Raw genomic sequence first — 23,242 nt, 5'->3', positions numbered from 1 at the left:
CGTGAGCCGTGCCGCGCTCACGCCCCTGCCCTCACCTGGTCCGCTCGATCACGGCGGTGAGGCGGAGCCCGGCTGTCGACACCGTGCCACTCCCCCAGAACGACGCGGTCCCCGGGATGTTGGCCAGGGCGTCCAGGCTCGGATCGTTACCCTCGACCTTCGGCCCGTACGCGACGCTCCATCGCCCGCCGGTGTAGCGCAGCAGCAGCGTGCCCGGGTACTCGACGTACGGCGGGATCGGGTTCGTGCCGCTGATCCAGACGTTGCCGTTCGCGTCGCCCGCGACCGCGTACACCCAGCCGGCCGACGCCGGTCCGGCCACCCGCTGCCACGTCCGGCCGTCCCAGTGCAGGATGACCGGCTTGGGGGCGGAGTCGTAGTCCTGGGTGCCGACCGCCCAGGCGTCGGTCGACGAGCGGGCCCACACGCCGGTGAGCCGGGCGCTCGGGATCGACGGCAGCGGCGCCACCCGCCACGATCCGCCGACGCGCTGCGCGATCATCGGCTCCGGGTAGGGCGCGTCGGCGACGTACCGTTCCCCGGCGGCGAACACGCCACCGTCCGGAGTGCGCGAGACAGCCCGCAGGATGCCGTTGAGTCCATCGGTTCCCGGCACCGCGACCCGGCCGAACTGACCGGTGTCGCCTTCGACGACCAGCGGCCGGCCACCGTCGTGGCCGACGAACACGGCCCGTCCGCCGCCGGTGGCGGCCACGTCCAGCAGCTCCGCGGTCCCGGCCGGGGCGGGCCACGGCGCGTGCGCCGTCCAGGTCGTGCCGTCGAAATGCCCGGCGTACGACTCGCCGAGGCGCCGGGAGCCCACCGTCCAGACGTCCCGGGCGCTCGCCGCGTCCACCTTGTACAGCAGATACGCCTGGTGCGGCAGCCGCCGTTCCGTCCACGTCCGCCCGTTCCACCGCAGCAGCGCGTACGGCTGGTCGATCGAGTACCCCGTGTAGGTCGACGCCTGGTAGCCGACGGACCAGGCGTTGTTCGGGCCGGTGGCGGCCACGTCGGTCAGCCGGCTCTCGTGGATCAGCGCGGGGATCGTCGCCGTCCACGTCGAAGGGGCCGCGGCTGCGACCGGCGTGACGGGTGGGAGCAGTACACCTGCCGTCAGAGTGGAGACCGTCGCTACCGACAGCCCGTACCGTGCCAGTGATCCCATGGTGGCCCTCTTCCCCGATCGGTGGTCGGACCTCAGCATCGCGTTCCGCGAAGCTGCGCGCGTGCCCGGCTGCTGTCCCGTAAGGGAGTGGTAAGAACGGTCCCTCCGAGGGGGAATCGACTGTGGCCGGAACGGTGCCGCCCGCCGTCAGGCAGCGCGGCGGGCGCGGCGACGGGCTCGGAGGAAGACGGCGTCACCCCGCTCGTCGCCCCACCAGCCCCACGGAACGCCGGTCATGTACCGGCCGATCGACGCGAACACCGGCGCGGCCTCGGCGGCGCGGCCGGTGCGCACCAGCCCGTACGCCAGGAAGTTCGCGTCGTCGAGCCAGGCGGCGTGCCGGGTCGCCGGCTGGTGGAACCACCGGGACAGGGCGTTGTCGAGATCCGCCTGCATGACCGGATCCTGTCGCCACCGCTCGCCGATCTCGTCGGGGGTACCGCCGTGGGGTTCGCGATCCTGCTCCCACAGCGCCCACTCCGCGGCGGCCCGAACCGGCAGCACGAGCAGTGGTGAGCCGGTAGGAGCCGTGGCGGCGACCGAGCGGGCGAAGCCGAACATCGCCTCGTGCGAGCCGCTCCACTTCCGGCAGTGGTAGGTCAGCCGGAGCACGTGGCCCAGATGGTGCCCGGGATCCCGCTTGGTCAGCTCACGCCACGCCTCCTCGACGTCCTCCAGTGGCGCACTCGTGTCGATCATGAGGTCCAGGCGGTGCGCCCACGGCGTGGGGTCGTCCGGCGCGAGCCGCATCGCGACATCGTTCACCTGCCGGGCCAGGTCCAGCAGGCGGCTGAACTCGACCCACTGCTCCCGGCGTACGCCGGTGGCCCAGTCGCCGCCGCGCACCTCCCACGCCCGTGTCATCAGGGAACGGGCACGGACGAGCTGGGCATCCGGGTCCGCGGGCGCGCGCGACGCCCAGCGATCGGTCCAGGCGTCCGTGGTGTCGACCCGGCCGGTCGTACGGTCGATCCGCGATCCCAGCCCGCGAGCTGTCGATTCGGCGAGCACGCGGACGTACCGGGCCCGGCGGTCGTAGTCGTTCCGGGTGGCGACCAGCGCCGTCCGGGCCGGTCCGATGTCGGAGCCGTACCGCGCCTGCGTGCACGCCTCGCGCAGCACGGCGTCGTCCTGCGCCGGGTTGGGGTCGATCTGGCGGGTGAGTACCCGCCACACGGTCGAGATCATGATCAGGGATGGTAGATGTCGCGGGCCCCGCCGGTGAGCCCGTCAGCCGGCTGCCGTCCCGGCGGGGCGGAGCACCGCGTCGAGCCAGCGCAGCTGCCGCCGGACGTGGACGGCCTCCCCGCCCTCGTGGCCGTTGAACGGGTACGTGTGGATCTCCCGTAGCGGCGCTGTCGAGCCGGCGGCGGCGTACTGGTTGTAGGCGGCGAACCCGGTGCTCGGCGGGCAGACGTCGTCCCGCAGACCGATCCCGAAGTGCGCCGGGGCGGTGGCCCGCCGGGCGAAGGTCACGCCGTCGACGTAGGACAGCGTGCGCCGGACCGGCTCCTCGGCCTCGCGGTGCACCGCCAGGTAGCGGGCGATCTCGCCGTACGGGGAGGCCTCGGTCAGTTCGATGGCGCGCTGGATGTCGCACAGGAACGGGGCGGTGACCAGGAGCGCGGCAAGGCCGTCGACGAGGCCCGCCGCCGCGAGCGCGAGTCCACCGCCCTGGCTGTTGCCCACCGCGGCGACGCGGGCCGGATCCACCCCGGGCAGGACGCGGACGGCGTCGATCGCGCGGACCGCGTCGGTGATGAGGCGGCGGTAGTGGTAGTCGTCCGGGGACAGGATCCCCCGCGTGGCGGGGCTGGGCCCGCCGGGCGCGTCGTGCGGGTCCGGGGTGTCGCCGCGGCCGTACAGGCCGGCCTGTCCCCGGTTGTCCACCAGCAGGTGGGCGTAACCGGCCACGGGCCAGGTGAGCCGCTCGCCCGGCAGGCCCCGGCCGCGTCCGTAGCCGGGGTACTCCACCACTGCCGGCAGCGGCGCCGGTACGTCGGCGGGTCGGGTGTACCAGGCCCGGACCGGTTCGCCGGCGTACCCGGCGAACGTCACGTCCCACATGTCGACCAACCGCAGGTCGGTGGGTTCGGGACGGACGTCGACGAGCACCGGGGTGGCCGCGGCGGCGGTGAGGGTGGCGCGCCAGAACCGGTCGAAGTCGGCGGGCTCGACAACGGCCGGTGTGTAGCGGCGGAGCCGGTCGAGGGAGATATCAATCGACGCTCTTGACACGCTGACAACGATACCCATAAATTTCCGAAAGGCTTACGACGTATTACCGGAAAGTTCCGGCCGACGGTCAGGCGGGAGGACGAGTTTGGCAGCCCCGACCCCGCGCAGTCGCCGTACGCCCTGGCGGCGGGCCCTGCGCCGGGACTGGCAGCTCTACTCGCTCGCCGTCCTGCCGCTGCTGTTCTTCCTGACGTTCCGCTACCTGCCGATGCTCGGCAACGTGATCGCGTTCCGGCGCTTCCAGCCGGGCGGCAGCATCTTCGGCGAGTACTGGACCGGGCTGCGGTACTTCCGGTTGTTCTTCACCGACCCGACCTTCTGGAGCGTGTTCACCAACACGCTCGTCCTGGGCGCGCTGACCCTGCTGTTCTGCTTCCCGCTGCCGATCGTGCTCGCGCTGCTGCTCAACGAGGTGCGCAACCGCGCCCTCAAGCGGTTCGTCCAGTCGGTGTCCTACCTGCCGCACTTCCTGTCGATCGTGATCGTGGCCGCCATGGTCCTCCAGTTGCTGTCGGTGGACGGCACCGTGAACCAGATGGTGCGTGCCGTGGGCGGTGAGCCGGTCCCGTTCATGCAGCAGGCCGGGTGGTTCCGGACGATCTACGTCTCCTCCGAGGTCTGGCAGACCGTCGGGTGGGGCACCATCCTCTACCTCGCCGCGCTCACCACCGTCGACGGCGACCTGTACGAGGCGGCCCGCATCGACGGCGCCAACCGGTGGCGGCAGACCTGGCACGTCACGCTGCCGGGGATCCGGCCGACGATGGTCACCCTGCTGATCCTCAACATCGGCACCTTCATGGCCGTCGGCTTCGAGAAGATCCTGCTGCTGTACAACCCGCTCACCTACCCGACGGCGGACGTGATCTCGACCTACCTGTACCGGGTGGGCATCGTCTCCGGGAACCTCAGCTACGCCGCCGCGATCGGCCTGTTCGAGTCCGTGATCGGGCTGACGCTGGTGCTGTCGGCGAACGCGATCTCCCGCCGCACGGTGGGGACGAGCCTGTGGTGAGCACGCGCGCCCGCACGCGGGCACCGGCGGTCCGCCCGCGTGGCCCCCGGCCGACAGCGGGCTACCGGGTCTTCCAGGTCGTCAACGCCGTCGTGCTGACCGGCGTCGTGGTGGTGACCCTGTATCCGTTCCTCACCATCGTGGCCCGCTCGCTCAGCGACAACGCGTACATCGTCGCGGGTGAGGTGAACCTGGTGCCGCGCGGGTTCAACCTCACCGCGTACCGCGTGGTGACGTCGGACCCGACGTTCTGGATCAGCTACCGCAACACCGTCTTCTACACGGTGGTCGCCACGCTCATCTCCGTCGTGCTGACCACCTGCTACGCGTACGTGCTGTCGAAGCGGCACCTGCGGGGCCGGAGCGCGCTGGTCGGGATCGCCGTGTTCACCATGTTCTTCACCGGCGGCCTGATCCCCAACTACGTCCTGGTCACCAGCCTGGGACTGAAGAACACCGTGTGGGCGATCGCCCTGCCCAACGCCATAAACGTGTTCAACCTCCTCGTCATGAAGGCGTTCTTCGAGAGCCTGCCGGTCGAGCTGGAGGAGGCCGCCGCCGTCGACGGGCTGAACACGTACGGCACGCTGCTGCGGATCGTCCTGCCGCTGTCGAAGGCGATGGTCGCCACGATGGTGCTGTTCTACGCCGTCTCGTTCTGGAACTCGTGGTTCGCCGCGTTCCTCTACATGGACCGCCAGGACCTGCTCCCGGTGACCGTCTATCTGCGCAACCTCATCGCGGGCGCGACCGACGCCACGCAGACCGGCGGCGGCCTCGGCAGCGCCGGCGACGTCGTCCAGTCCGCCGCCACCATCCAGTCCGTGACGATCGTGCTGACGATCCTGCCGATCCTCGCGGTCTATCCCTTCATCCAGCGCTATTTCGTCTCCGGGATCATGCTCGGCGCCGTGAAGGGATAGCCGCCCCCCGCACCACCACCCCACCACCGGAAGGAAGAATCCATGGCCCAGCTGTCCCGGCGCCAGGTACTGCTCGCCAGCGGCGCGGCCGCCGTCGTCGCCCTGGCGGGTTGCGGCGACGACACCCCGGACAAGAAGGACCTCGACCGCAACCGTACGGGCGCGATGGAGAAGTACGGCATCGGTGACCAGTTCAAGGCCACCGAGCCGGTCACGTTCTCGATCCTCTACAACAACCACCCGAACTACCCGCTCAAGCCCGAGTGGCTGTTCTGGGCCGAGCTGGCCCGGCGGACGAACGTCAAGCTGGACCCGGTCGCCGTGCCGCTGAGCGACTACGAGCAGAAGCGCAGCGTGCTGGTCGGCTCCGGCGACGCCCCGCTGATCATCCCGAAGACCTACCACCCGCAGGAGAGCTCGTACGTCTCGTCCGGCGCCATCCTGCCGGTCAGCGACTACCTCGACCTGATGCCGCACTTCAAGGACAAGATCGAGCGGTGGGGACTCCAGCCGGAGATGGACACGCTGCGGCAGGAGGACGGGAAGTTCTACCTGCTGCCCGGCCTGCACGAGAAGCCCTGGCAGGACTACACGCTCGCGGTCCGCACCGACGTGCTGGAGCAGTTGAAGATCCCGTCCCCCACCACCTGGGACGAGGTGTACGCCATGCTCAAGGCGATGAAGGCGGCCCACCCGGACGTCATTCCGTTCTCCGACCGGTTCGGCAAGCCCAACCCGGCCGGCAACCTGCTGAACATGCTCGCCCTGGCACACGGCCTGCCCGGCGCCGGCTGGAACTACCAGCCGACGAGCTGGGACGCCGGTGCCGGGAAGTACGTCTTCACCGGCGCCTCGGACGGCTACCGGCAGGTGGTGGCGTATCTCCACAAGCTGGTCGCCGAGGGGTTGCTCGACCCGGAGACGTTCACCCAGACCGACGACCAGGCCCGGCAGAAGCTCGCCAGCGGCAAGTCGTTCGTGATCAGCACGAACGCGCAGACCCTGGTGAACGACTACCGCCCGGACATCGCGAAGATCAACCCGAACGCCCGGCTCGGCAAGATCCTCTTCCCGGTCGGGCCGGCCGGCCCGGTCAACGCGGCGAGCCGGCTGGAGAACGGCGTGATGATCTCCAGCAAGGCCCGGGAGGGCAAGAACTTCGTGGCCATGATGCAGTTCGTCGACTGGCTCTGGTACTCCGACGCCGGCCAGGAGTTCGCCAAGTGGGGCGTCGAGGGAACCACGTACGCCAAGGACGCCTCGGGCAAGCGCGCCCTCGCCCCGGACGTCAACGTCATCGGGCTCAACCCCAAGGGCAGCAAGCACCTGCAGAAGGACTTCGGCTTCTACAACGGCGTCTTCGCCTACGGCGGCAAGCTCGACCTGGTGCAGTCGTTCTTCTCGCCCGAGGAGCTGGAGTTCCAGAAGGAGATGAACGCCCGCAAGCCCGCGCCCTGGGTGACTCCGCCGCCCGCGCCGCTCAGTGATGAGGAGCGGGAGCAGACGACGCTGTGGGCGACCGCGCTGAAGGACCACGTCACCCAGAACACGCTGAAGTTCGCCCTCGGCCAGCGGCCGCTGAGCGAGTGGGACGCCTACGTCTCGGAACTGAAGGGCAAGAACGCGCAGGCCTACACCGACCTGGTCAACAAGGCGTACGAGCGGTACCGCAAGAGCCACGGCTGACCGGCGATGCGCGGCACCGTTCCCGAGCGGCCCATCGGCCGGCTGACCGACGCCTGGCGTACCTGCGTGGGCACCGGCCGGTTCGACCTGGCCCTGCGACGCGACTATCAGGACTCGCTGGCTCTGGTGCAGCGGGACATCGGCTTCCGGCACATCCGCGGGCACGGGCTGCTCAGCGACGGCGCCGGCGTGCACCGCCCCTACTCGTACCAGGGCAAGCGCCGGGTGCGGCACGCCTTCACCTACGTCGACCAGGTCGTCGACGCCTACCTCGCGATGGGCGTCCGGCCCTTCGTGGAGCTGGGGTTCATGCCCTCGGCGCTCGCCTCCGGCGACCAGACGGTGTTCTGGTGGCGGGGCAACGTGACGCCGCCCCGGTCGTACACCGAATGGGGTGACCTGGTCCGCGCCACGGTGGCGCACCTGGTCGACAGGTACGGCCTCGACGAGGTGCGCGGCTGGCCCGTCGAGGTGTGGAACGAGCCCAACCTGACGGCGTTCTGGCAGGGCGCCGACCAGGACGCCTACCACCGCCTGTACGAGGTGTCGGCGCACGCCGTCAAGGACGTCGACGCGTCGCTCCAGGTCGGCGGCCCGGCCCTCTCCCCCGGCGCCGACGAGTGGCTCAAGCCGTTCGCCGAGTTCGTCACCGACCGCGACGTGCCTGTCGACTTCGTCAGCCGGCACGCCTACACCTCCGGCCCGGCCCGGCACCTGCCGTTCGGCACCCGGCAGACGCTGGCCCCGGCCGCGGACCTGCTGGAACAGTTCGCCGCGCCCCGCCGGCACCTGGCCGGCACCGCGCTGGCCGACCTCCCGGTGCACATCACCGAGTTCAACTCCTCCTACCGGCCGGACAACCCGATCCACGACACGGCCTTCCACGCCGCCTACCTCGCCCCGGTGCTGGCCGGCGGCGGGGACCTGGTCGACTCCTTCTCCTACTGGACCTTCAGCGACGTGTTCGAGGAGGAGGGGGTGCCGACCGCGCCGCTGCACGGCGGCTTCGGCCTGCTCACCCACCGGCAGATCAAGAAACCCACCTACCACCTGTACGCCTTCATGGCCCGGCTCGGCGACGAGGTGCTCGCGCGCGGACCGGACCACCTCGTCACCCGGCACCCCGACGGCCGGGTCGCGGTGCTGGCCTGGGCCCCGGTCGACGTCACCGGCCGGGAACCGGCACCCGAGCGGCACACCCTGTCGCTGTCGGTCCCGATCGGCCCGCCGGGCACCGTGTCGGCGTTCCTGCTCCGCTCGTCGGTGAGCGAGGACGCCGGCAACGCCTGGGCGGCCTGGCGGGAGATGGGCAGCCCGCACTCGCCACGGCCCCGGCAGCTCGACGCGTTGCGGGAAGCAGCCGAGCCGGCCCGTACCCATCGCGCAGTGCCGGTCGCGGCCGGGCGGGCCGACCTCGACCTCGTCCTCACCCGGCACGAGGTGACCCTCGCCGAACTGACGCCGGTCGTGGACGAGACCCCGCCGTGGTGGGACGACAGGTTGCTCGACCCGCCCGGGGACCGGCAGTGACCGGCGCGACCGGCGGGCTGCGGGAGTTCGGCGACGGGCCGTTGTTGCGGGCCGCCGCGAGGGTCCACATCCTGCTCGTGGTGGAACTGCTGCTCCTGGTGAGCACGCTGCCCGGCCTGGCCGTACTCGTGCTGCTCGACCGTGACAGCAGCAACCTCCCGCTGGTCGCCGCCGCCGCGCTGCCGCTCGGTCCGGCCGTCTCGGCCGCGCTGCACACGCTGCGGCACCAACGCCCCGACCTGACCGATCTCCGTCCCGCCGCCACGTTCCTCCGGGCCTACCGGGCCAACCTGGCGGGCGTGCTGCGCGTCTGGGCGCCGACGCTGCTGTGGCTCGCAGTCATCGCTGTCAACCTGGCGAACCTGCCCGCCGCCGCCGTCCCCGGCTGGTGGGCAGTGCCGCTCGTCGTGGTCGGGGCGGGGGTGATCCTGGTCGGGGTCAACGCGCTGGTGATCGTCTCCCTGTTCACCTTCCGCACCCGCGACGTGCTCCGGCTCGCCGTCTACTACGTGGCGCGCAAGCCCGGCGTCACAGTCGGCAACGTCGTGCTGCTGGCCGCCGTCGGCGGCGTCACAGCGGTGTTCTCCGAGGCGGTACTCGCCCTGCTCGCCGCGCTCCTGGTGCTGGCACTGCTGCGGATCGGCGACCCGATGATCGACGAGATCCGGGCGGAGTTCACCGCATGAGCGTTCCGGTCACCGGCCGGGCGTCTGCCGACGCCGGCGAGTCGGCCTGGCACGCCGCCTGGCTCCCGCCCGCGGCGTTCCGCGAACTCGGCTCCCGCGGGGTGCTGGTGCACGGCGACGGGCCGCTGGTCGACACGGTCCTCGACGAGGTGAGCCGGGCCTGCGGCCGGTACGGCGGACGGCTCTGGCACGGTCCGCCGTGGCAGGTCGACGCCGACCTGGTGCTGGCCCTGCGCGGGGTCGGCCCGGTGCCGAACGCGGCAGCCGAGACGGCCCGGCTCGGCGCGACACCGGCGGTGAACGGCACCGGTGACGGCTCCCTCGGCGACGAGGGGTACCTGCTGGCGCGGGTGGACGACGTGACAGTGGTCCTGGCCGACGCGCCGGCCGGCCTGCTGTACGGGATGTTCCACGTGGTCCGGCTCGGCGCGGCGGCCTTCGACGACGACCTCCCGGCGCGGCGGCACCGACCGGCACTGGACCGGCGGATGCTCGACCACTGGGACAACGTGGCCGTACACCCGGTGTCGGGCCAGGTCGAGCGGGGCTACGCCGGCGGCTCCCTGTTCTGGCGCGACGGCGCCGCCCGGCACGAGACCGCCCGGCTCCGCGACTACGCACGCCTGCTCGCCTCCTGCGGCGTCAACGCCGTCACGGTGAACAACGTCAACGTGCACGACACCGAGGCGCGGCTGCTGACCGACCGGCTCGGCGACGTCGCGGAGATCGCCGACGTGCTCCGCCCGTACGGCATCCGGGTGCATCTGTCGGTGACCTTCGCCGCCCCGGTGGTCCTCGGCGGCCTGCCCACGGCCGATCCGCTGGACGAGCGGGTACGGGCCTGGTGGGCCGCCGCCACCCGGCGGGTCTACCGGCGGATCCCCGACTTCGGCGGCTATCTGGTGAAGGCCGACTCCGAGGGCCGGCCCGGCCCGTTCGCGTACGGGCGCGACCACGCCGACGGCGCGAACCTGCTCGCCGACGCGCTCGCCCCGCACGGAGGCGTGGTGCGCTGGCGGGCGTTCGTCTACGACCACCACCAGGACTGGCGGGACCGGTCGACCGACCGGTCCCGGGCCGCGCACGACCACTTCGCGCCGCTGGACGGACGATTCGCCGACAACGTGACCCTCCAGGTGAAGTTCGGCCCGATCGACTTCCAGACACGCGAACCGGTGTCCCCGGTGCTCGCCGCGATGCCGGCCACCCGGCTGGCGGTGGAGGTGCAGGCGACGCAGGAGTACACCGGCCAGCAGCGGCACGTCTGCTACCTCGCGCCCTGGTGGAGTGAGGTGCTGCGGTTCCGGCCCCGGGGCGCGGCCGGCGGCACGATCGCCGACGTGGCGGCCGGGCGGGCGGGCACCGGCGGCGGTCTGGTGGCAGTGGCCAACGTGGGCGACGACCCGTTCTGGACCGGGCACCCGCTGGCGCAGGCGAACCTGTACGCCTTCGGCCGGCTCGCCTGGGATCCGCTGCTGGATCCTGCCGCGATCCTCGACGAGTGGATCGACCTGACCTGGCTGCCGGTCACCACCGGCGATCCGGAAGCGCTGCGGCGGACGATGCACGCGGTCATGGACGATTCCTGGCGCACCTACGAGCGCTACACCGCCCCGCTCGGCGTCGGTTTCATGGTGCGGCCCGGCCACCACTACGGCCCGGACGTGGACGGCTACGAGTACACCCCGTGGGGCACGTACCACTTCGCCGACCGCGACGGCGTCGGGGTGGACCGGACCCGGGCGACCGGGACCGGGTTCACCGGCCAGTACCCGCCGCCGTGGTCGGAGGTGTACGAGTCACGCGAGCGCTGCCCCGACGAGCTGCTGCTGTTCTTCCATCACGTCCCGTACCGGCACGTGCTGCACAGTGGCCGGACCGTGATCCAGCACATCTACGACACGCACTTCGCCGGGGTCGAGGAGGTGGCGGCGATGCGGGAGCGGTGGCGGCTCGTCGCCGGGGCGGTCGACCCGGCCGTCCACGACCGGGTGGCCGAGCGCCTGGAGGAGCAGTTCCGCAGCGCCGTCGAGTGGCGGGACCAGATCAACACCTACTTCTTCCGCAAGTCCGGGGTGCCGGACGCGCACGGTCGCCGCATCCACTGAACCGGCGCGCTCACCAGGGGTGCACGGTGCCGTCCGTCAGCCGGTTCACAGGCAGGTAGGCCGGCGCGTACGGGTAGCGTGCCGCCGCCTGCTCGTCGATGTCCACACCGAGTCCCGGAGTCTCGGCCGGATGCAGGTAGCCGCCGTCGTAGTGGTAGCCGTGCGGGAACACCTCGTCGGTCGCCTCGGTGTGCCGCATGTACTCCTGCAGGCCGAAGTTGGGGATGGCGAGGTCCAGGTGCAGCGCGGCGGCCATGCAGACCGGGGACAGGTCGGTGGCCCCGTGCGAGCCGCTGCGGACGTGGTGCAGCGCGGCGAGGTCGAAGATGCGTCGCAGGTGGGTGATCCCGCCGGCGTGGACCACTGTGGTGCGGACGTAGTCGATGAGCTGTTCCCGGATGAGCTGGGCCGCGTCCCAGATGCTGCTGAAGACCTCGCCGACCGCGATCGGCGTGGTGGTGTGCTGCCGGATGAGCCGGAAACCCTCCTGCAGGTCCGCCGGGACGGGATCCTCCATCCAGGTCAGCGCGTACGGCTCCAGGCTCCTGCCGAGCCGCGCCGCCTCGATCGGGGTGAGCCGGTGGTGCACGTCGTGCAGCAGCCGGAGGGTGGGCCCGAACTCCTCGCGGACCCGGGCGAACACGCCCGGCACGTGGGCCAGGTAGGCCTCGGTCGACCAGGTCGCCTCGGTCGGCAGCGCAGCGTCGGCGGGCTCGTAGAACATCTTGTCGGCGCTGACGCCGTACGTCCGGGGCAGGCCGGGCACACCGCACTGCACCCGGACCGCGCGGTAGCCGAGGTCGACGAAGCGGGCGACCTCGGTCAGCACCTCGTCGACGGTCTCGCCGTTGGCGTGCCCGTACACGGTCACGCCCTCGCGGGACCGGCCGCCGAGCAGCTGGTAGACCGGCAGCCCGGCGACCTTGCCCTTGATGTCCCACAGCGCGGTGTCCACGGCGGCGACGGCGCTCATCGTGACCGGCCCGCGCCGCCAGTACGACCCCTGGTAGAGGTACTGCCAGGTGTCCTCGATCCGGGCCGGGTCGCGCCCGATCAGCAGCGGCACGACGTGGTCACGCAGGTAGGACGCGACTGCGAGTTCCCGGCCGTTGAGGGTGGCGTCACCGACGCCGGTGACGCCGGCGTCGGTGACGACCTTCAGGGTCACGAAGTTCCGGCCGGGGCAGGTCACGATCACCCGGGCGTCGACGATCCTCATCCGGTCTCCCCTGCGGTCGGCGCGCCGGTCACCACAGGATTATCCATCATCGTCGATCTGTCGGGTGCCCCGGTGCCGGCCGGTCAGGCCGGTTCGGGTACGCCCCCGGGCTCCCCGTCGTCGGGCATCGGCTCGACCGGTGCCTCGGGCAGCTCACCGGGCGTGTCCGGGAGGAGTTCGCCGGGGTCGTCCGGCACGTCCTCACGAGGGTCGATCGGCGGGTACACCTCGGGATCGAGGTCGGGGTTGGTCATCGGCTCAGTATCCGACGCCTCAGCCGGGACCGCCCGTCGAGCACGACGACGGGCGGCGCCCGCCGGAGTGAGCGGCGGGCGGACGTGTCACCGCGAGCGCCGGCCCTTTCCCGGCTCCGATCCGCGCGCCGTCACGGGCTCTCACCGTCGCCGGCCGAGGGCGCGGACGACCGGTCCGCCGGCTTGCGCAACCACAGCCACACCCCCGCCAGCAGGCACGCCGCGCCCCCGATCGCGACCGCCGACTCTGCCGGTTCGGAGAGATCGTCGAGGAACGGGAAGGTGTGGGAGGCCGCCATCGCCAGAAACCCGATCAGCAACAGCAGGCCGGCGGTGATCCGCTGGACGACCATGCGCTTCATTGGATCACGACGTCGACAGCAGCCCGCAGGCCGCTGCGCCGACCCGCCCCCGGAACACCCGCTTCAGCGGGCTGGTGCCGGAACGTGGAGGCGGCCGTCGTGGACCTCGGCGATCTGGTCGACGGCGGTGAGGTGGGTGCGGTCGTGGGTGACCAGGACGGTGGCGGTGGCCTGCTGGTGGGTGAGGCGGGTGATCAGGTCGATGACGGCGGCGCCGCGTTCGTGGTCGAGGGCGCTGGTGGGTTCGTCGACGAGCAGGACGGTGGGGTTGTTCATCAGGGCGCGGGCGATGTTGACGCGCTGGCGCTGGCCGCCGGAGAGCTGGTGCGGCCGGCGGTCGGCCTGGCCGGCGAGGCCGACCGCGTCGAGCAGTTCCACGGCGCGGGTACGGGCTCTGGCCGGTGGGCGGCCGTCGATCTGGGCCATGACCTGGAGCTGCTCGGCGGCGGTGAGGGAGGGCAGCAGGTTGGGCTGCTGGAAGACGATGCCGATCTTGCGGCGGCGCAGGTCGGCGAGTTCGGCCCGAATGAGACCGGTAGTCGGGGTGCCGTCGACGGTGACGGTGCCGGTGTCGGGGGTGATGAGGGTCGCGGCGACCGCGAGGAGGCTGGACTTGCCGGAGCCGGAGGGGCCGATCACGGCGGTGAGGCTGCCCTTGGGCACGTCCAGGGTGACGCGGTCGAGGGCGGTCAGGCGGCCCTCGCCGTCGGGGTAGGTGAGGGTGATGTCGGTCAGGTTCAGGCTCATCGGGCGCTCCCCAGGGCGGTCAGCGGGTCGACGGAGGTGATGCGGCGGATGGCCAGGGCGGCTCCGAGGGCGCCGAGGACGACCATCACGGCCGCGGGAAGGAGGACGGTCACCGGAGTGAGGACGAACGGCACAGCCGATCCGGCGACGAGGGCGCCGAGCGCGGCGGCGATGCCGGTGCCGAGCAGGGTGCCGCCGGCGAGCAGGACGACGGCCTGCCCGATGGCGTCCTTGAGAAGGGTGGCGGTCGAGGCGCCGAGTGCCTTGAGCACTGCGACGTCGCCGCTGCGCTGGATCGTCCAGACGGTGAAGAACGCTCCGATGACGAGGGCGGAGATGGCGAACAGGAAGCCGCGCATCAGCTGCAGGGAGCCGTTCTCGGAGGTGTAGGAGCCGATCGCGGACAGCGAGTCGTCGACGGAGACCGTCTTGGTGCCCGCCTGCCGGTCGGTGGCCACCAGATCGGCCCCCGAGGTGGTGGTCAGGGCGACGACGGTGGCCGCCGGGCTGCCGCCGCCGGTGCCGGTGGGAGGCGCGATCTTCTGCCACACGTCCAAGCTGATCCACACCACAGGGGTGTGACTGAAGGAGGCGTCGCCGCGTACGGCCGCCACTGTCAGTCGCTGCCCGGCGAGGGTGACGGAGTCACCGGCCTTCACACCGAGGTCGTCGGCGGCCCTGGTGGACAGCACTGCCGAGCGGCCGTCGATCCGGCCGCTGCCGGGGGCCAGGTGGGAGCCGGGCCGGACGCCGAAGGCGGAGACCCCGGCGCTCCTGTTTCCGGCGGTGGCCCTGGTCGTGGCGATGCCCAGCGGTTCGGCACCTGTCACTCCGGGCGCCTCGGCCCACTGCTGCCACTGCTTCTCGGTGACTGTGGAGTTGGAGTACGACACGCCCTGGCCCTCGCCGGGGGCCTGGAAGGCGATCCTGTCGGCGGGCAGGCCGGTGATGGCGGAGACGTTCTGCCGGCCCAGTCCGGCCGTCAACCCCGACAGCAGCCCGACCAGCAGGGTGATCAGCACGATGACGGTCCCCATCAGGGCGAAGCGTCCCTTGGCGAACTTCAGATCTCTCCAGGCGACAAACACGGCAGTGGCCTGTCCTTTCGGCGGTGGAAGCGGTACGACTCCACCATCGCGGCCGGCGCCCGTGTCCGCGTCTGGCGTAGGCGGGCACTTCGCGGGCCGAAGGACGGCGCACGGGTTCTAACTTTCGATAGAGGCCCCCGGGGCGCCGGCCTCGGTAACGTGGGACGCACTGTGAGCACCGCTGCCCCTGCCCTGACCCCGACCACCCGAGCCCTGGCCTGGTGCCTGCACCTGCTGATCATCGGCCTGCTCGTCCTGGCCGCCGGCCGGGCGGTGGCCGACGACCGGCCCCGCGCCGGATCGATCGTCGCTGCGTCGGTGGCGTGCGGCCTGGCGTACGCCATCGGGCCGCTCCTCCCCCGCATCCGCCGCTCGCGGTGGGCCGCCGCCTGGTGGCTGGCCGCCGTGGGCGCCGCGTGGCTGGTGTTGCTGGGCCTGTCCCCCGATGCGATCTGGGTGGCCTTCCCGCTGTACTTCCTCCAGCTCCACCTGCTGCCGCGCCGCGCCGGCCTGGCTGCCGTGATCGCCACCGCCGCGGCGGCCGTCGCCGGGTTCGGTGCCCACACCGGCTCCTTCACCGCGGCCACGGTGATCGGTCCCGCGCTCGGCGCCGCCGTCGCCGTCGGGGTGGTGTGGGGATACCAGGCCCTGTATCGGGAGAGCGAACAGCGCAGGCAGCTGATCGAGGAACTCACCGCCACCCGGGCCGACCTGGCCCGGGCCGAGCACACGGCCGGCGTACTCGCCGAACGCGAGCGTCTGGCCCGCGAGATCCACGACACCCTCGCCCAGGGCCTGTCCAGCATCCAGCTGCTGCTGCGCGCCGCCGAGCGCGCCCTGCCCGGCCGGCCCGGTGCCGCCTCCGGCCACGTCGACGCGGCCCGCCAGGTCGCCGTGGACAACCTCGCCGAGGCCCGCCGCTTCGTCGCCGCACTCACCCCGCCCACCCTGGAAGGCACCACCCTGGCCGGCGCCCTGGAACGCCTGTGCACCACCACCAGCGCCCGCCACCGCCTCGCCGCCCGCTTCCACCTCGTCGGCGCCCCCGTATCGCTGTCGACCGCCCACGAGGTGGCGCTCCTGCGTATCGCCCAGTCCGCCCTCGCGAACACGGTCCGCCACGCCCGGGCCACCACGGCCGAGGTCACCCTCAGCTGTCTCGGCGACCGCATCGCCCTTCACGTCGTCGACAACGGGCAAGGCTTCGACCCCGACCGTCTGCCCGCCCCCGACGTCGACAGCGGCGGCTTCGGCCTGACGGCCATGCGCGCCCGTATGAACGCCCTCGGCGGCACCCTGGCCGTCGAATCCGCGCCCGGCCACGGCACCGCCCTGACCGCCGAGCTTCCCCTCACCCCGCCCAGCAGGACCGAGCCCGAGGGCCGCCCGTGACCGACAACGTCCCCGTCCGCCTCCTCCTGGCCGACGACCACCCGGTCGTACGGGCCGGACTGCGCGCCGTGCTGGAAACCGAACCCGGCCTCGTCGTCGTGGCCGAAGCCGCCACCGCCGAGGAGGCCGTCACCCGTGCAGGCGAAGGCGACATCGACGTCGTGCTGATGGACCTGCAGTTCGGGAAGGGCATGGGCGGCGCCGAAGCCACCGCCCGGATCACCGCCCGCCCGGGAGCGCCGCGCGTGCTGATCGTCACCACCTACGACTCCGACGCCGACACACTGCCCGCCATCGAGGCCGGTGCCACCGGCTACCTCCTCAAGGACGCCCCACCCGAAGACCTGGCTGCCGCCGTCCGCACCGCCGCCGCCGGACGCACCACGCTGGCGCCCACCGTCGCGAACCGGCTGATGAACCGGCTGCGCACGCCGGGCACCGCCCTGACCCGACGTGAGACCGAGGTTCTCGCCCTGGTCGCCGACGGTTTGTCCAACCACAGCATCGGCACCCGCCTGCACCTGACCGAAGGCACCGTCAAGTCCCACCTGGCCCGCATCTACGCCAAACTCGGCGTCGACTCACGCACCGCGGCCGTCGCCTCCGCCACCGAACTCGGCCTGATCCGCCGCTGATCCGAGCGCGTGCCCGGTCACGACGTCTCCGTCCTGACGCGAGGACGACAGCGGGACGCCGGGCGTGGTCACGTCGTCGCCGTCCGCCCGGCGCGTGGGCGGGTCGCACGCCGTGGCGAAGGTGACCGGCGCGCCGAACGCGGCCCGCCGGACGGCGCGGCGCAGCGCGGCGAGGACGGCCGGACCGACGAGGACGATCGCCACGGCGGTGGTGATCGCGCGGCCGGTGTCCCAGCCGAAGGTGGAGGTGACGGCGGTGAACAGGGCGAGACGGTGCAGGTTCTCCAGTACGGGGGCGCCGGCGACGTAGGACAGCTGGGTGTCCGCGCCGACGCTGAACGGCCAGAACCACAGGTTCATCAGCAGGCCGTAGCCGTAGGCGGCGAGAGCCCCGTACCCGGCCAGGACGGCGACCTCGGCGCGGCCGCGCAGCCGGGCCGGGAGCAGGCCGGCGCCGAGGCCGATCCAGGAGGCGCAGAGCATCTGGAACGGCAGCCACGGCCCGACGCCGGCGGTGAGCAGGGCGGAGGCGAACAGCGACGTGGCGCCGAGCAGGAACCCGAACCCGGGTCCGAAGACCCGGCCGGCGAGGACGAGCAGGAAGAACACCGTCTCGATGCCCGCGGTCCCCGCGCCCAGGGGACGCAGGGCGGCGTTGACGGCGGCGAGTACGCCGAGCATCGCCAGGGCTTTGCTGTCGATACCGCCGGAGGTGAGTTCGGCGAGGACGAGCGCCACGAGTACCGGCAGCATGACGATGAAGACCAGCGGCGCCTCGCCGGTGCGGGCGGTGGTCTCCGGGTGTGCGGGGACGAAGAAGGGCCAGGTGAAGGTGGCCAGCGCGGCGGCCGAGGCGAGGGTCAGCACCACAGCGGTACGCGGGGCGACCCGCAGGACACTCATACCGGTGCCCCGGTCGCGTTGATCGCGGCGGTGACCTGTTCCACTGTCAGCCAGGGTGCGGGGGCGAGAACCTTGGCCACCTGCGGCGCGAACGCCGGCGAGGCCAGCATGACCTCTGCGGTGGTGCCGTCGGAGACGATCTCCCCCTCGGCCATCACGATCACCCGATCGGCGAGGGTCGCGACGAGTTCGACGTCGTGGGTGGCGACCACCACCGCCCGGCCGTCGCCGGCCAGCATCCGGACGACGGCGGTGAACTGCCGCTTGGCGTGGTAGTCCAGGCCGCGGGTCGGCTCGTCGAGCAGGACCACCGGCGGAGCGGCGGTGAGCTGCACGGCGAGCGCGAGGGCGAGCCGCTGTCCCTCGGACAGGTCCCGGGGGTGCCGGTCACCGGGCAGTCCGGGGACGAGCTGGTCCACCAGCGCCCGGCAGGTGCCGGCCGGCACGTCCGTCTCCCGGTCGGCCTGGGCGCACTCCGCGTCGACGGTCTCCAGGTAGAGCAGGTCGCCGGAGTTCTGCGGGACGAAACCGACGTGCCGGCGGGCCTGACCGGCCGGCAGGGCCTTCGGATCGACGGTGCCCTGCGGCCCGGTCACGGCCACGGTGCCGCCGTGGCGAGGGCCGCTGCCCTGCACCGCCCAGAGCAGGCTGGACTTGCCGGATCCGTTGCGGCCCATCAACGCGACGACCCGTCCGGCGCGCAGATCGAGGTCGACACCGGCCACCGCGACGGTCCCCGGATACCGTACGACGATCTTCCGCGCGGTCAGCGTGGGGCCGGTGTCCGCGCCCGCCGGGACCGGCGGCGGTGCCACGCCGGCGAGCCGGTGCCGCAGGTCGGACGCCCGTCGGCGGGCGTCACGGACCGACAGCGGCAGCGGTGTCCAGCCGGCGAGGCGACCCAGCTCGATCAGGGGTGGCGCGATGTCGATGCGGGCCAGCCCGGTCGCCGGTGTCCCGTCGTGGACGCGGCCGTCGCCGGGCAGGTACAGCAGCCGGTCGGCGTACTGCAGGACACGCTCCAACCGGTGCTCGGCCAGGACCACTGTCACTCCGAGGTCGTGCACCAGTCGGGTGACGGTGGCGAGCACGTCCTCCGCGGCGGTCGGGTCCAGCGCGGACGTGGGTTCGTCGAGCACCAGCACCCGGGGGTGCGCGGTGAGCACCGCGCCGATGGCGACCCGCTGTTGCTGCCCGCCGGACAGCGTCCGCAGCGGCCGGTCGCGCAGGTCGGCGATGCCGAGCAGGTCCAGGGTCTCCTCCACCCGCTTGCGCATCACCGCGGGTGACAGGGCGAGCTGCTCCATCCCGTACGCCAGTTCCTCCTCGACGGTGTCGGTGACGAACCCGGCCAGCGGGTCCTGGCCGACCACGCCGACGACGTCGGCGAGATCGCGCGGCGGGTGCGTTCGGGTGTCCCTGCCGTCGACGGTGACGGCGCCGTGCAGGGTGCCGCCGGTGAAGTGCGGGACGAGGCCGTTGATCGCCCGCAGCAGCGTCGACTTTCCGGCGCCGGTACGACCCGCGACCAGGCAGAGTTCACCCTCCTCGATGCGGAGCGTCACGTCCCGCAACGGCGGCGGGCCGCCCTCGGCGTAGTGGACGGTGACCCGGTCTAAAATGATCATGGGCGGTCTCCCGGTGTCGTCGCCGTCGCGGCGCGCTCTCCGTCTGCCGGCACGTCCGTGACGGGGAACGGCCGGTCCACCGCCGGCGGGCGTCCGGCACGTGCCGTCGGCGGTGGTGGCGGCGCCAGCCAGGCGGGTGCCGCCGCGACGCCCACGGCGAGAAGCATCAGCGGGGTCAGCTGGGGCCAGGTGAGCGGGCTGACCGGCGGGTAGAGCAGTTCCGGGTCCACCGAGCCGGCGAGCATGGTCAGTGCCGCGGCGGCCACCCCGCAGCCGGCCACGAGCAGCTCGGCCGGGCGCCAGCGGTCCGGTCGGTACCGGCTGCGGCGGACCCGGCGGCCGGCGAGCAGCATGCCGGTCACGGCGGCGGTCAGTCCGGCCAGGAGCATCGGCAGCCCCAGGTAGCCGGGTGCGGCGGTGTCGAGCAGCCCGTAGGTGCCGGCACACACGCCGACCAGCCCGCCGAGCACGAGCGCGCCGGTGACGGTTCGCTGCCCGGCGGGCACCGCCGCGGTGCGGCCGTAACCACGGGAGTCCATCGCCGCCGCGAGGGCCAGGGACCGGTCCAACGCGTCGGCCAGCACCGGCAGGGCGACACCGCGCAGCGCCCGCATCCCCCGGCCGGACGCGCCGCGCAGCCGACGGGCCCGGCGGACCCGAAGCACGCTCTCCACCAGCTGCGGGGCGACCGACAACGCGACCACGACGGCGGTGCCGACCGCGTACAGCGCTCCGGGTACGGCCTTGAGCAGCCGTTTCGGGTTGGCCAGGGCGTTCGCCGCCCCGAGGCAGACCAGCATCGTCGCCAGCCGCAGCCCGTCGTAGAAGCCACCGAGGATCTGCTCGACGGCGACCGGTCCGAACAGGCGGATGCCCGCCGCCCACTCGGGCAGCGGGATCTCCGGCAGCCGGACCAGGATGTGCTCGCCCTGGCCGCCGCCGAACACGATCCGGAACACGACGCGCATCGTGACGATCACCGCGCCGAGCCAGACATACATGCGGAACGCCAACGCCCACGGCGCGTCGCCCCGGCGGCGCACCACCACCAGACCGGCGACGGCGACGAGCAGGGCCAGCGGCAGCGGATTCGTGGTGTGGCTGGCCGCGGTGGCCAGGCCGAGCGCCCACAGCCACCATGCGCCCGGGTGCAGCCCTCGGGGTAGCCACCACACCGGCCACCGGCCCGGCAGCCGGCCGGCGTCAGCCGTCCGCGACCCGGTGGCCGTGGCGTCAGTCATCCGGGTCGGCGGCACGGCGTCGTCGGGCCGCGACCAGCGCGCCGGTGGCGAGCACGGCGAGCAGCAGCACCCCGGCGATCGTGCCCAGCGGCAGGCCGTCGTCGTCACGGGACGCGGCGACATCTGTCACCACCGGCTCGTCGGAGGAGCCCTGCGGTGCCGTTCCGGTGGCGGCACCCGGCGTCGCCGCCAGGGTCGGCGTACCGGCCGTCGGTGACGCGCCGGCGGAGGCCGGCGGGCTGACGGAGGCCGGCGGGCCGGAGGTGCCGGCCGGCCGCGTGGGCTCGCCGGGCCGGCCACCGGCGACCGGCGGCGGTGCGACGGTTCCTCCCGCCGGTGGTGGCGCCACCGGCCCGCCGCCCATGGGCGGCGGCGGAGGGGGCGGTGGTGGCGGCGGTGGAGGGGCGGGGCGTTTCGGCGCGGCGCCGGGACGAGGCGCGTCATCGGCGTTGCGGTTGAGGGAGAACGACCAGCCCTCGAAGCTGCCGGCCGCCGGCTTGCGGTTGAGCACACCCTTGTCGCTGTACGTCCAACTGCCGCCGTTCGGCGCGTGCCAGTACGACCAGTAGGCGCTCGCCGGCGGCGTGTCGACGCACTTCTCCGTCGCGGCCGACGGCTTGCCGTCGATCCGGCAGATGAACCCCTCACCCCAGCGCAGGGTTCCGGTGATCGGGAAGCCCGCGTTCTTGAGCGCCGCGAGGCCGCTGGCCTGGGCGCCCGGCGCGCAGCGCACCACCGTTCCGCCGCCGAGTTCGTTGAAGTCCACCACGACTGTCACCCCGGAGGCGTCCGGGCAGTATCCGGCCGACCCGGCGGCCACCGCAGGACCGCCCGGTCCGATCGTGGTGCCCGCGGTGACCAGGGCGACGGCCAGCGCACCGCGGGCGGCGCGGAGGCTCATCCCGCCCGCCGTCGGCCGAGCACGAGCAGTGTCACTCCGCCACCGATCAGCAGCAGCGCGATCAGCAGGTAGCTGCCGATCGCCGCGCCGGTGGTCGGCAGCCCGCCCAGCCCTGACGCGGCCGGGGTCGTGATCGGCGGAGCGGCGGTGGTCGGCGCCGCGGTCGTGGGCGCGGGTGTCGCCGGAGGGCTGGTCACGCTCGGCGTCGGGCCGGCGGTGCCGGTCGGCGGAGGCGACGTGGTGAGCGTGGGAGACGCGGTGGGCGTGGCGGGCGCGGTGGGCGAGGCCGTGCCGGTCGGGGTGGGATGCGACGTGGGCGGCGGGTCGAGGCCGATCCGGCCCAGCGGAACCTGAGCCAGCCCGAGCAATGCCTGCGCGGTGGCCCGGCGCCACTGGTCCCGGTCGGTGTCGGTGATCCCGGCCGCGGCGGCAGTCGTGAACCCGTCGGTGTTGTAGGCGATCGCGCCGGCGTCGGCGGAGGCCGCCCCACCGTTGCCCGCGGTGAGCTGCAGCGCGGCCAGGGCCTTCGCCGCCCGGGCGGCCTCGTCGTCGCGGCCGGCGGCGGCGAGGGCCTGCCCGGCCAGGCCGGTGCTGTTGGAGTTCGCGCCGGTGGTCGGTCCGGAGCCGCCGAAGGAGCCGTCGGTGTGCTGCTGGGTGACCAGCCAGTCGGCGCCCTTGCGGGCGGCGTCGCCGGCGCCGGTGGCGCCGTCCTCGGCGGCGGCCAGCAACGCCTGCACGGCCATCGCTGTCGAGTCGACGTCGAGGGTGGCGCCGGGCTGGTCGTCGCAGGACGGCGAGGGTCCGTCGGCGGCGTCCGGGTAGAGCCGGAAGCCACCTGCCGCACACTGCTGCCGGATCAGGAAGTCCACGGTGTCCTGTGGCAGGTCGCCACTGCGGGCCAGGCCGAGCACGGCGAAGGACTGGTCGAAGGTGTTGCTGGCGTCCGGGCCGCTGTCGGCGGTGGTACGGCTGGTGATCCGCCCCCGCTGGTGCCCGGCGTCGGCCGGGGCGATCAGCGACAGCGTTTCCGCCCGCAGGTCGTAGCCGCCGAAGTCGGTGGGGTCCGCGTCGGCGGCGGCCGCGGCGTAGAGCATCTTGGCGGTGGCCCCGCCGTCGGTGAAGCCCTCGATGCCCCAGTCGTCGTAGCTGTTGTAGGACCGTACGTGTCTCGCGACCTGCGCGGTTGCCGCCTGCCGGGTCGGCGCGTCGACGCCGGTGGCGGACAGCGCGACCAGTCCGTCGATGGTCAGCCCCCAGTCCTCGGGGGCGAACGGGCCGGGCAGCGAACCGTCGGTGAACTCGCCGGCCAGCCAGGACGCGGCCTCGCGGGCGGCTGTGACGTGGGCCGGGGCGGGTGCCGCGACAACGGCCGGCGGGGCGCCGGTGATCGCGGCGAGAGCCGTCACCGTGGCCATACCGAGGCCGGTGGTGAGACGCCGGGACAGGGGCATCAGGGGTGCCTTTCGCAGAGCGGTCGGTGAAACCTCCGGAAAGCACCCCGAGAAACGGACACCCCGC

Annotated in this window: 21 protein-coding genes; 8 read left to right on the top strand and 13 right to left on the bottom strand. The window is 72.9% G+C overall.

Annotation, left to right across the window (positions count from 1 at the left end; genetic code table 11):
• Positions 1 to 31: 31 nt before the first annotated feature.
• From ML5_RS22425 to ML5_RS22415, 3 genes are all read right to left on the bottom strand, one after another.
• A complete protein-coding gene (locus tag ML5_RS22425) occupies positions 32 to 1,168 on the bottom strand; it encodes a hypothetical protein (protein ID WP_013476285.1) in 1,137 nt (378 codons plus the stop codon).
• A 147-nt stretch (positions 1,169 to 1,315) separates the two neighbouring features.
• Positions 1,316 to 2,356 (bottom strand): DUF4034 domain-containing protein, encoded by a 1,041-nt coding sequence (locus ML5_RS22420; protein ID WP_013476284.1) that lies wholly within the window; start codon positions 2,354 to 2,356, stop codon positions 1,316 to 1,318.
• A gap of 42 nt (positions 2,357 to 2,398) precedes the next feature.
• Complete coding sequence (locus ML5_RS22415; RefSeq protein ID WP_013476283.1) at positions 2,399 to 3,424, bottom strand: acetylxylan esterase; 1,026 nt, start codon at positions 3,422 to 3,424, stop codon at positions 2,399 to 2,401.
• Between the two features lie 67 nt (positions 3,425 to 3,491).
• Between ML5_RS22415 and ML5_RS22410 the strand changes: the two genes are divergently transcribed.
• The 6 genes from ML5_RS22410 to ML5_RS22385 are packed head-to-tail and all read left to right on the top strand — an operon-like array spanning position 3,492 to position 11,354.
• A complete protein-coding gene (locus ML5_RS22410) occupies positions 3,492 to 4,421 on the top strand; it encodes a sugar ABC transporter permease (protein ID WP_013287064.1) in 930 nt (309 codons plus the stop codon).
• Positions 4,418 to 5,344: a carbohydrate ABC transporter permease gene (locus tag ML5_RS22405; RefSeq protein WP_236619270.1), complete on the top strand. Its 927-nt coding sequence runs from the start codon at positions 4,418 to 4,420 to the stop codon at positions 5,342 to 5,344. Before ML5_RS22410 ends, ML5_RS22405 begins: the two co-directional genes overlap by 4 nt.
• Positions 5,345 to 5,386: 42 nt before the next feature.
• Positions 5,387 to 7,030: an extracellular solute-binding protein gene (locus ML5_RS22400; protein ID WP_013476281.1), complete on the top strand. Its 1,644-nt coding sequence runs from the start codon at positions 5,387 to 5,389 to the stop codon at positions 7,028 to 7,030.
• 6 nt (positions 7,031 to 7,036) lie between these two features.
• Positions 7,037 to 8,560: a xylan 1,4-beta-xylosidase gene (locus ML5_RS22395; RefSeq protein WP_013476280.1), complete on the top strand. Its 1,524-nt coding sequence runs from the start codon at positions 7,037 to 7,039 to the stop codon at positions 8,558 to 8,560.
• Entirely contained in the window at positions 8,557 to 9,246 is a 690-nt protein-coding gene (locus ML5_RS22390) for a DUF624 domain-containing protein (RefSeq protein ID WP_013476279.1), read from the top strand. The genes ML5_RS22395 and ML5_RS22390 overlap by 4 nt, the downstream gene beginning before the upstream one ends.
• On the top strand, positions 9,243 to 11,354 hold the full coding sequence (locus ML5_RS22385) for an alpha-glucuronidase (protein ID WP_013476278.1): 2,112 nt from the start codon (positions 9,243 to 9,245) through the stop codon (positions 11,352 to 11,354). Before ML5_RS22390 ends, ML5_RS22385 begins: the two co-directional genes overlap by 4 nt.
• 10 nt (positions 11,355 to 11,364) lie before the next feature.
• On the opposite strand, the gene manD is transcribed toward ML5_RS22385, so the two are convergent.
• From manD to ML5_RS22365, 5 genes are all read right to left on the bottom strand, one after another.
• Positions 11,365 to 12,573, bottom strand: a complete 1,209-nt coding sequence (gene manD / locus ML5_RS22380) for a D-mannonate dehydratase ManD (RefSeq protein ID WP_013476277.1) — start codon at positions 12,571 to 12,573, stop codon at positions 11,365 to 11,367.
• A gap of 83 nt (positions 12,574 to 12,656) precedes the next feature.
• Positions 12,657 to 12,827 (bottom strand): hypothetical protein, encoded by a 171-nt coding sequence (locus ML5_RS32425; protein ID WP_013287071.1) that lies wholly within the window; start codon positions 12,825 to 12,827, stop codon positions 12,657 to 12,659.
• Positions 12,828 to 12,958: 131 nt separating this feature from the next.
• Complete coding sequence (locus tag ML5_RS22375; RefSeq protein ID WP_225319635.1) at positions 12,959 to 13,180, bottom strand: hypothetical protein; 222 nt, start codon at positions 13,178 to 13,180, stop codon at positions 12,959 to 12,961.
• Positions 13,181 to 13,252: 72 nt separating this feature from the next.
• Positions 13,253 to 13,936, bottom strand: a complete 684-nt coding sequence (locus tag ML5_RS22370; RefSeq protein WP_013476276.1) for an ABC transporter ATP-binding protein — start codon at positions 13,934 to 13,936, stop codon at positions 13,253 to 13,255.
• A complete protein-coding gene (locus ML5_RS22365) occupies positions 13,933 to 14,973 on the bottom strand; it encodes an ABC transporter permease (protein ID WP_222948030.1) in 1,041 nt (346 codons plus the stop codon). Before ML5_RS22365 ends, ML5_RS22370 begins: the two co-directional genes overlap by 4 nt.
• Positions 14,974 to 15,195: 222 nt before the next feature.
• On the opposite strand from ML5_RS22365, the gene ML5_RS22360 reads away from it, so the two are divergent.
• Complete coding sequence (locus ML5_RS22360; protein WP_013476275.1) at positions 15,196 to 16,416, top strand: sensor histidine kinase; 1,221 nt, start codon at positions 15,196 to 15,198, stop codon at positions 16,414 to 16,416.
• The gene (locus ML5_RS22355) at positions 16,413 to 17,051 is read left to right on the top strand and encodes a response regulator transcription factor (protein ID WP_013476274.1); all 639 of its coding nucleotides are present in this window, start codon (positions 16,413 to 16,415) and stop codon (positions 17,049 to 17,051) included. Before ML5_RS22360 ends, ML5_RS22355 begins: the two co-directional genes overlap by 4 nt.
• Here the strand turns inward: ML5_RS22355 and ML5_RS22350 are convergent.
• From ML5_RS22350 to ML5_RS22330, 5 genes are read right to left on the bottom strand one after another with little or no spacing between them, the layout of a single operon-like run.
• Complete coding sequence (locus tag ML5_RS22350) at positions 16,998 to 17,954, bottom strand: ECF transporter S component (RefSeq protein WP_013476273.1); 957 nt, start codon at positions 17,952 to 17,954, stop codon at positions 16,998 to 17,000. The genes ML5_RS22355 and ML5_RS22350 overlap by 54 nt on opposite strands.
• Positions 17,951 to 19,582 carry an ABC transporter ATP-binding protein gene (locus ML5_RS22345; RefSeq protein ID WP_013476272.1) on the bottom strand — a complete coding sequence of 544 codons (1,632 nt, stop codon included), beginning with the start codon at positions 19,580 to 19,582 and terminating at the stop codon, positions 17,951 to 17,953. The genes ML5_RS22350 and ML5_RS22345 overlap by 4 nt, the downstream gene beginning before the upstream one ends.
• On the bottom strand, positions 19,579 to 20,823 hold the full coding sequence (locus ML5_RS22340; protein WP_013476271.1) for a CbiQ family ECF transporter T component: 1,245 nt from the start codon (positions 20,821 to 20,823) through the stop codon (positions 19,579 to 19,581). The genes ML5_RS22345 and ML5_RS22340 overlap by 4 nt, the downstream gene beginning before the upstream one ends.
• A complete protein-coding gene (locus ML5_RS22335; RefSeq protein ID WP_013476270.1) occupies positions 20,816 to 21,724 on the bottom strand; it encodes a hypothetical protein in 909 nt (302 codons plus the stop codon). The genes ML5_RS22340 and ML5_RS22335 overlap by 8 nt, the downstream gene beginning before the upstream one ends.
• Positions 21,721 to 23,175: a prenyltransferase/squalene oxidase repeat-containing protein gene (locus tag ML5_RS22330; protein ID WP_013476269.1), complete on the bottom strand. Its 1,455-nt coding sequence runs from the start codon at positions 23,173 to 23,175 to the stop codon at positions 21,721 to 21,723. The genes ML5_RS22335 and ML5_RS22330 overlap by 4 nt, the downstream gene beginning before the upstream one ends.
• Positions 23,176 to 23,242: the final 67 nt, after the last annotated feature.

Origin of the sequence: Micromonospora sp. L5 (assembly GCF_000177655.2) — a bacterium.
GTDB classification, from domain to species: Bacteria; Actinomycetota; Actinomycetes; order Mycobacteriales; family Micromonosporaceae; genus Micromonospora; species Micromonospora aurantiaca.
This window is presented reverse-complemented; position numbering and strand designations above follow the sequence as displayed.

What these genes read in the sequence shown, in the direction of transcription:
- ML5_RS22335 (WP_013476270.1), bottom strand. Translation starts at nt 21,724, where the DNA reads ATGAGCCTCCGCGCCGCCCGCGGTGCGCTGGCCGTCGCCCTGGTCACC.
- ML5_RS22370 (WP_013476276.1), bottom strand. Translation starts at nt 13,936, where the DNA reads ATGAGCCTGAACCTGACCGACATCACCCTCACCTACCCCGACGGCGAG.
- ML5_RS22385 (WP_013476278.1), top strand. Translation starts at nt 9,243, where the DNA reads ATGAGCGTTCCGGTCACCGGCCGGGCGTCTGCCGACGCCGGCGAGTCG.
- ML5_RS22345 (WP_013476272.1), bottom strand. Translation starts at nt 19,582, where the DNA reads ATGATCATTTTAGACCGGGTCACCGTCCACTACGCCGAGGGCGGCCCG.
- ML5_RS22350 (WP_013476273.1), bottom strand. Translation starts at nt 17,954, where the DNA reads ATGAGTGTCCTGCGGGTCGCCCCGCGTACCGCTGTGGTGCTGACCCTC.
- ML5_RS22400 (WP_013476281.1), top strand. Translation starts at nt 5,387, where the DNA reads ATGGCCCAGCTGTCCCGGCGCCAGGTACTGCTCGCCAGCGGCGCGGCC.
- ML5_RS22415 (WP_013476283.1), bottom strand. Translation starts at nt 3,424, where the DNA reads ATGGGTATCGTTGTCAGCGTGTCAAGAGCGTCGATTGATATCTCCCTC.
- ML5_RS22375 (WP_225319635.1), bottom strand. Translation starts at nt 13,180, where the DNA reads ATGGTCGTCCAGCGGATCACCGCCGGCCTGCTGTTGCTGATCGGGTTT.
- ML5_RS22365 (WP_222948030.1), bottom strand. Translation starts at nt 14,973, where the DNA reads ATGGGGACCGTCATCGTGCTGATCACCCTGCTGGTCGGGCTGCTGTCG.
- ML5_RS22330 (WP_013476269.1), bottom strand. Translation starts at nt 23,175, where the DNA reads ATGCCCCTGTCCCGGCGTCTCACCACCGGCCTCGGTATGGCCACGGTG.
- ML5_RS22425 (WP_013476285.1), bottom strand. Translation starts at nt 1,168, where the DNA reads ATGGGATCACTGGCACGGTACGGGCTGTCGGTAGCGACGGTCTCCACT.
- ML5_RS22420 (WP_013476284.1), bottom strand. Translation starts at nt 2,356, where the DNA reads ATGATCTCGACCGTGTGGCGGGTACTCACCCGCCAGATCGACCCCAAC.
- ML5_RS32425 (WP_013287071.1), bottom strand. Translation starts at nt 12,827, where the DNA reads ATGACCAACCCCGACCTCGATCCCGAGGTGTACCCGCCGATCGACCCT.
- ML5_RS22395 (WP_013476280.1), top strand. Translation starts at nt 7,037, where the DNA reads ATGCGCGGCACCGTTCCCGAGCGGCCCATCGGCCGGCTGACCGACGCC.
- ML5_RS22340 (WP_013476271.1), bottom strand. Translation starts at nt 20,823, where the DNA reads ATGACTGACGCCACGGCCACCGGGTCGCGGACGGCTGACGCCGGCCGG.
- manD (WP_013476277.1), bottom strand. Translation starts at nt 12,573, where the DNA reads ATGAGGATCGTCGACGCCCGGGTGATCGTGACCTGCCCCGGCCGGAAC.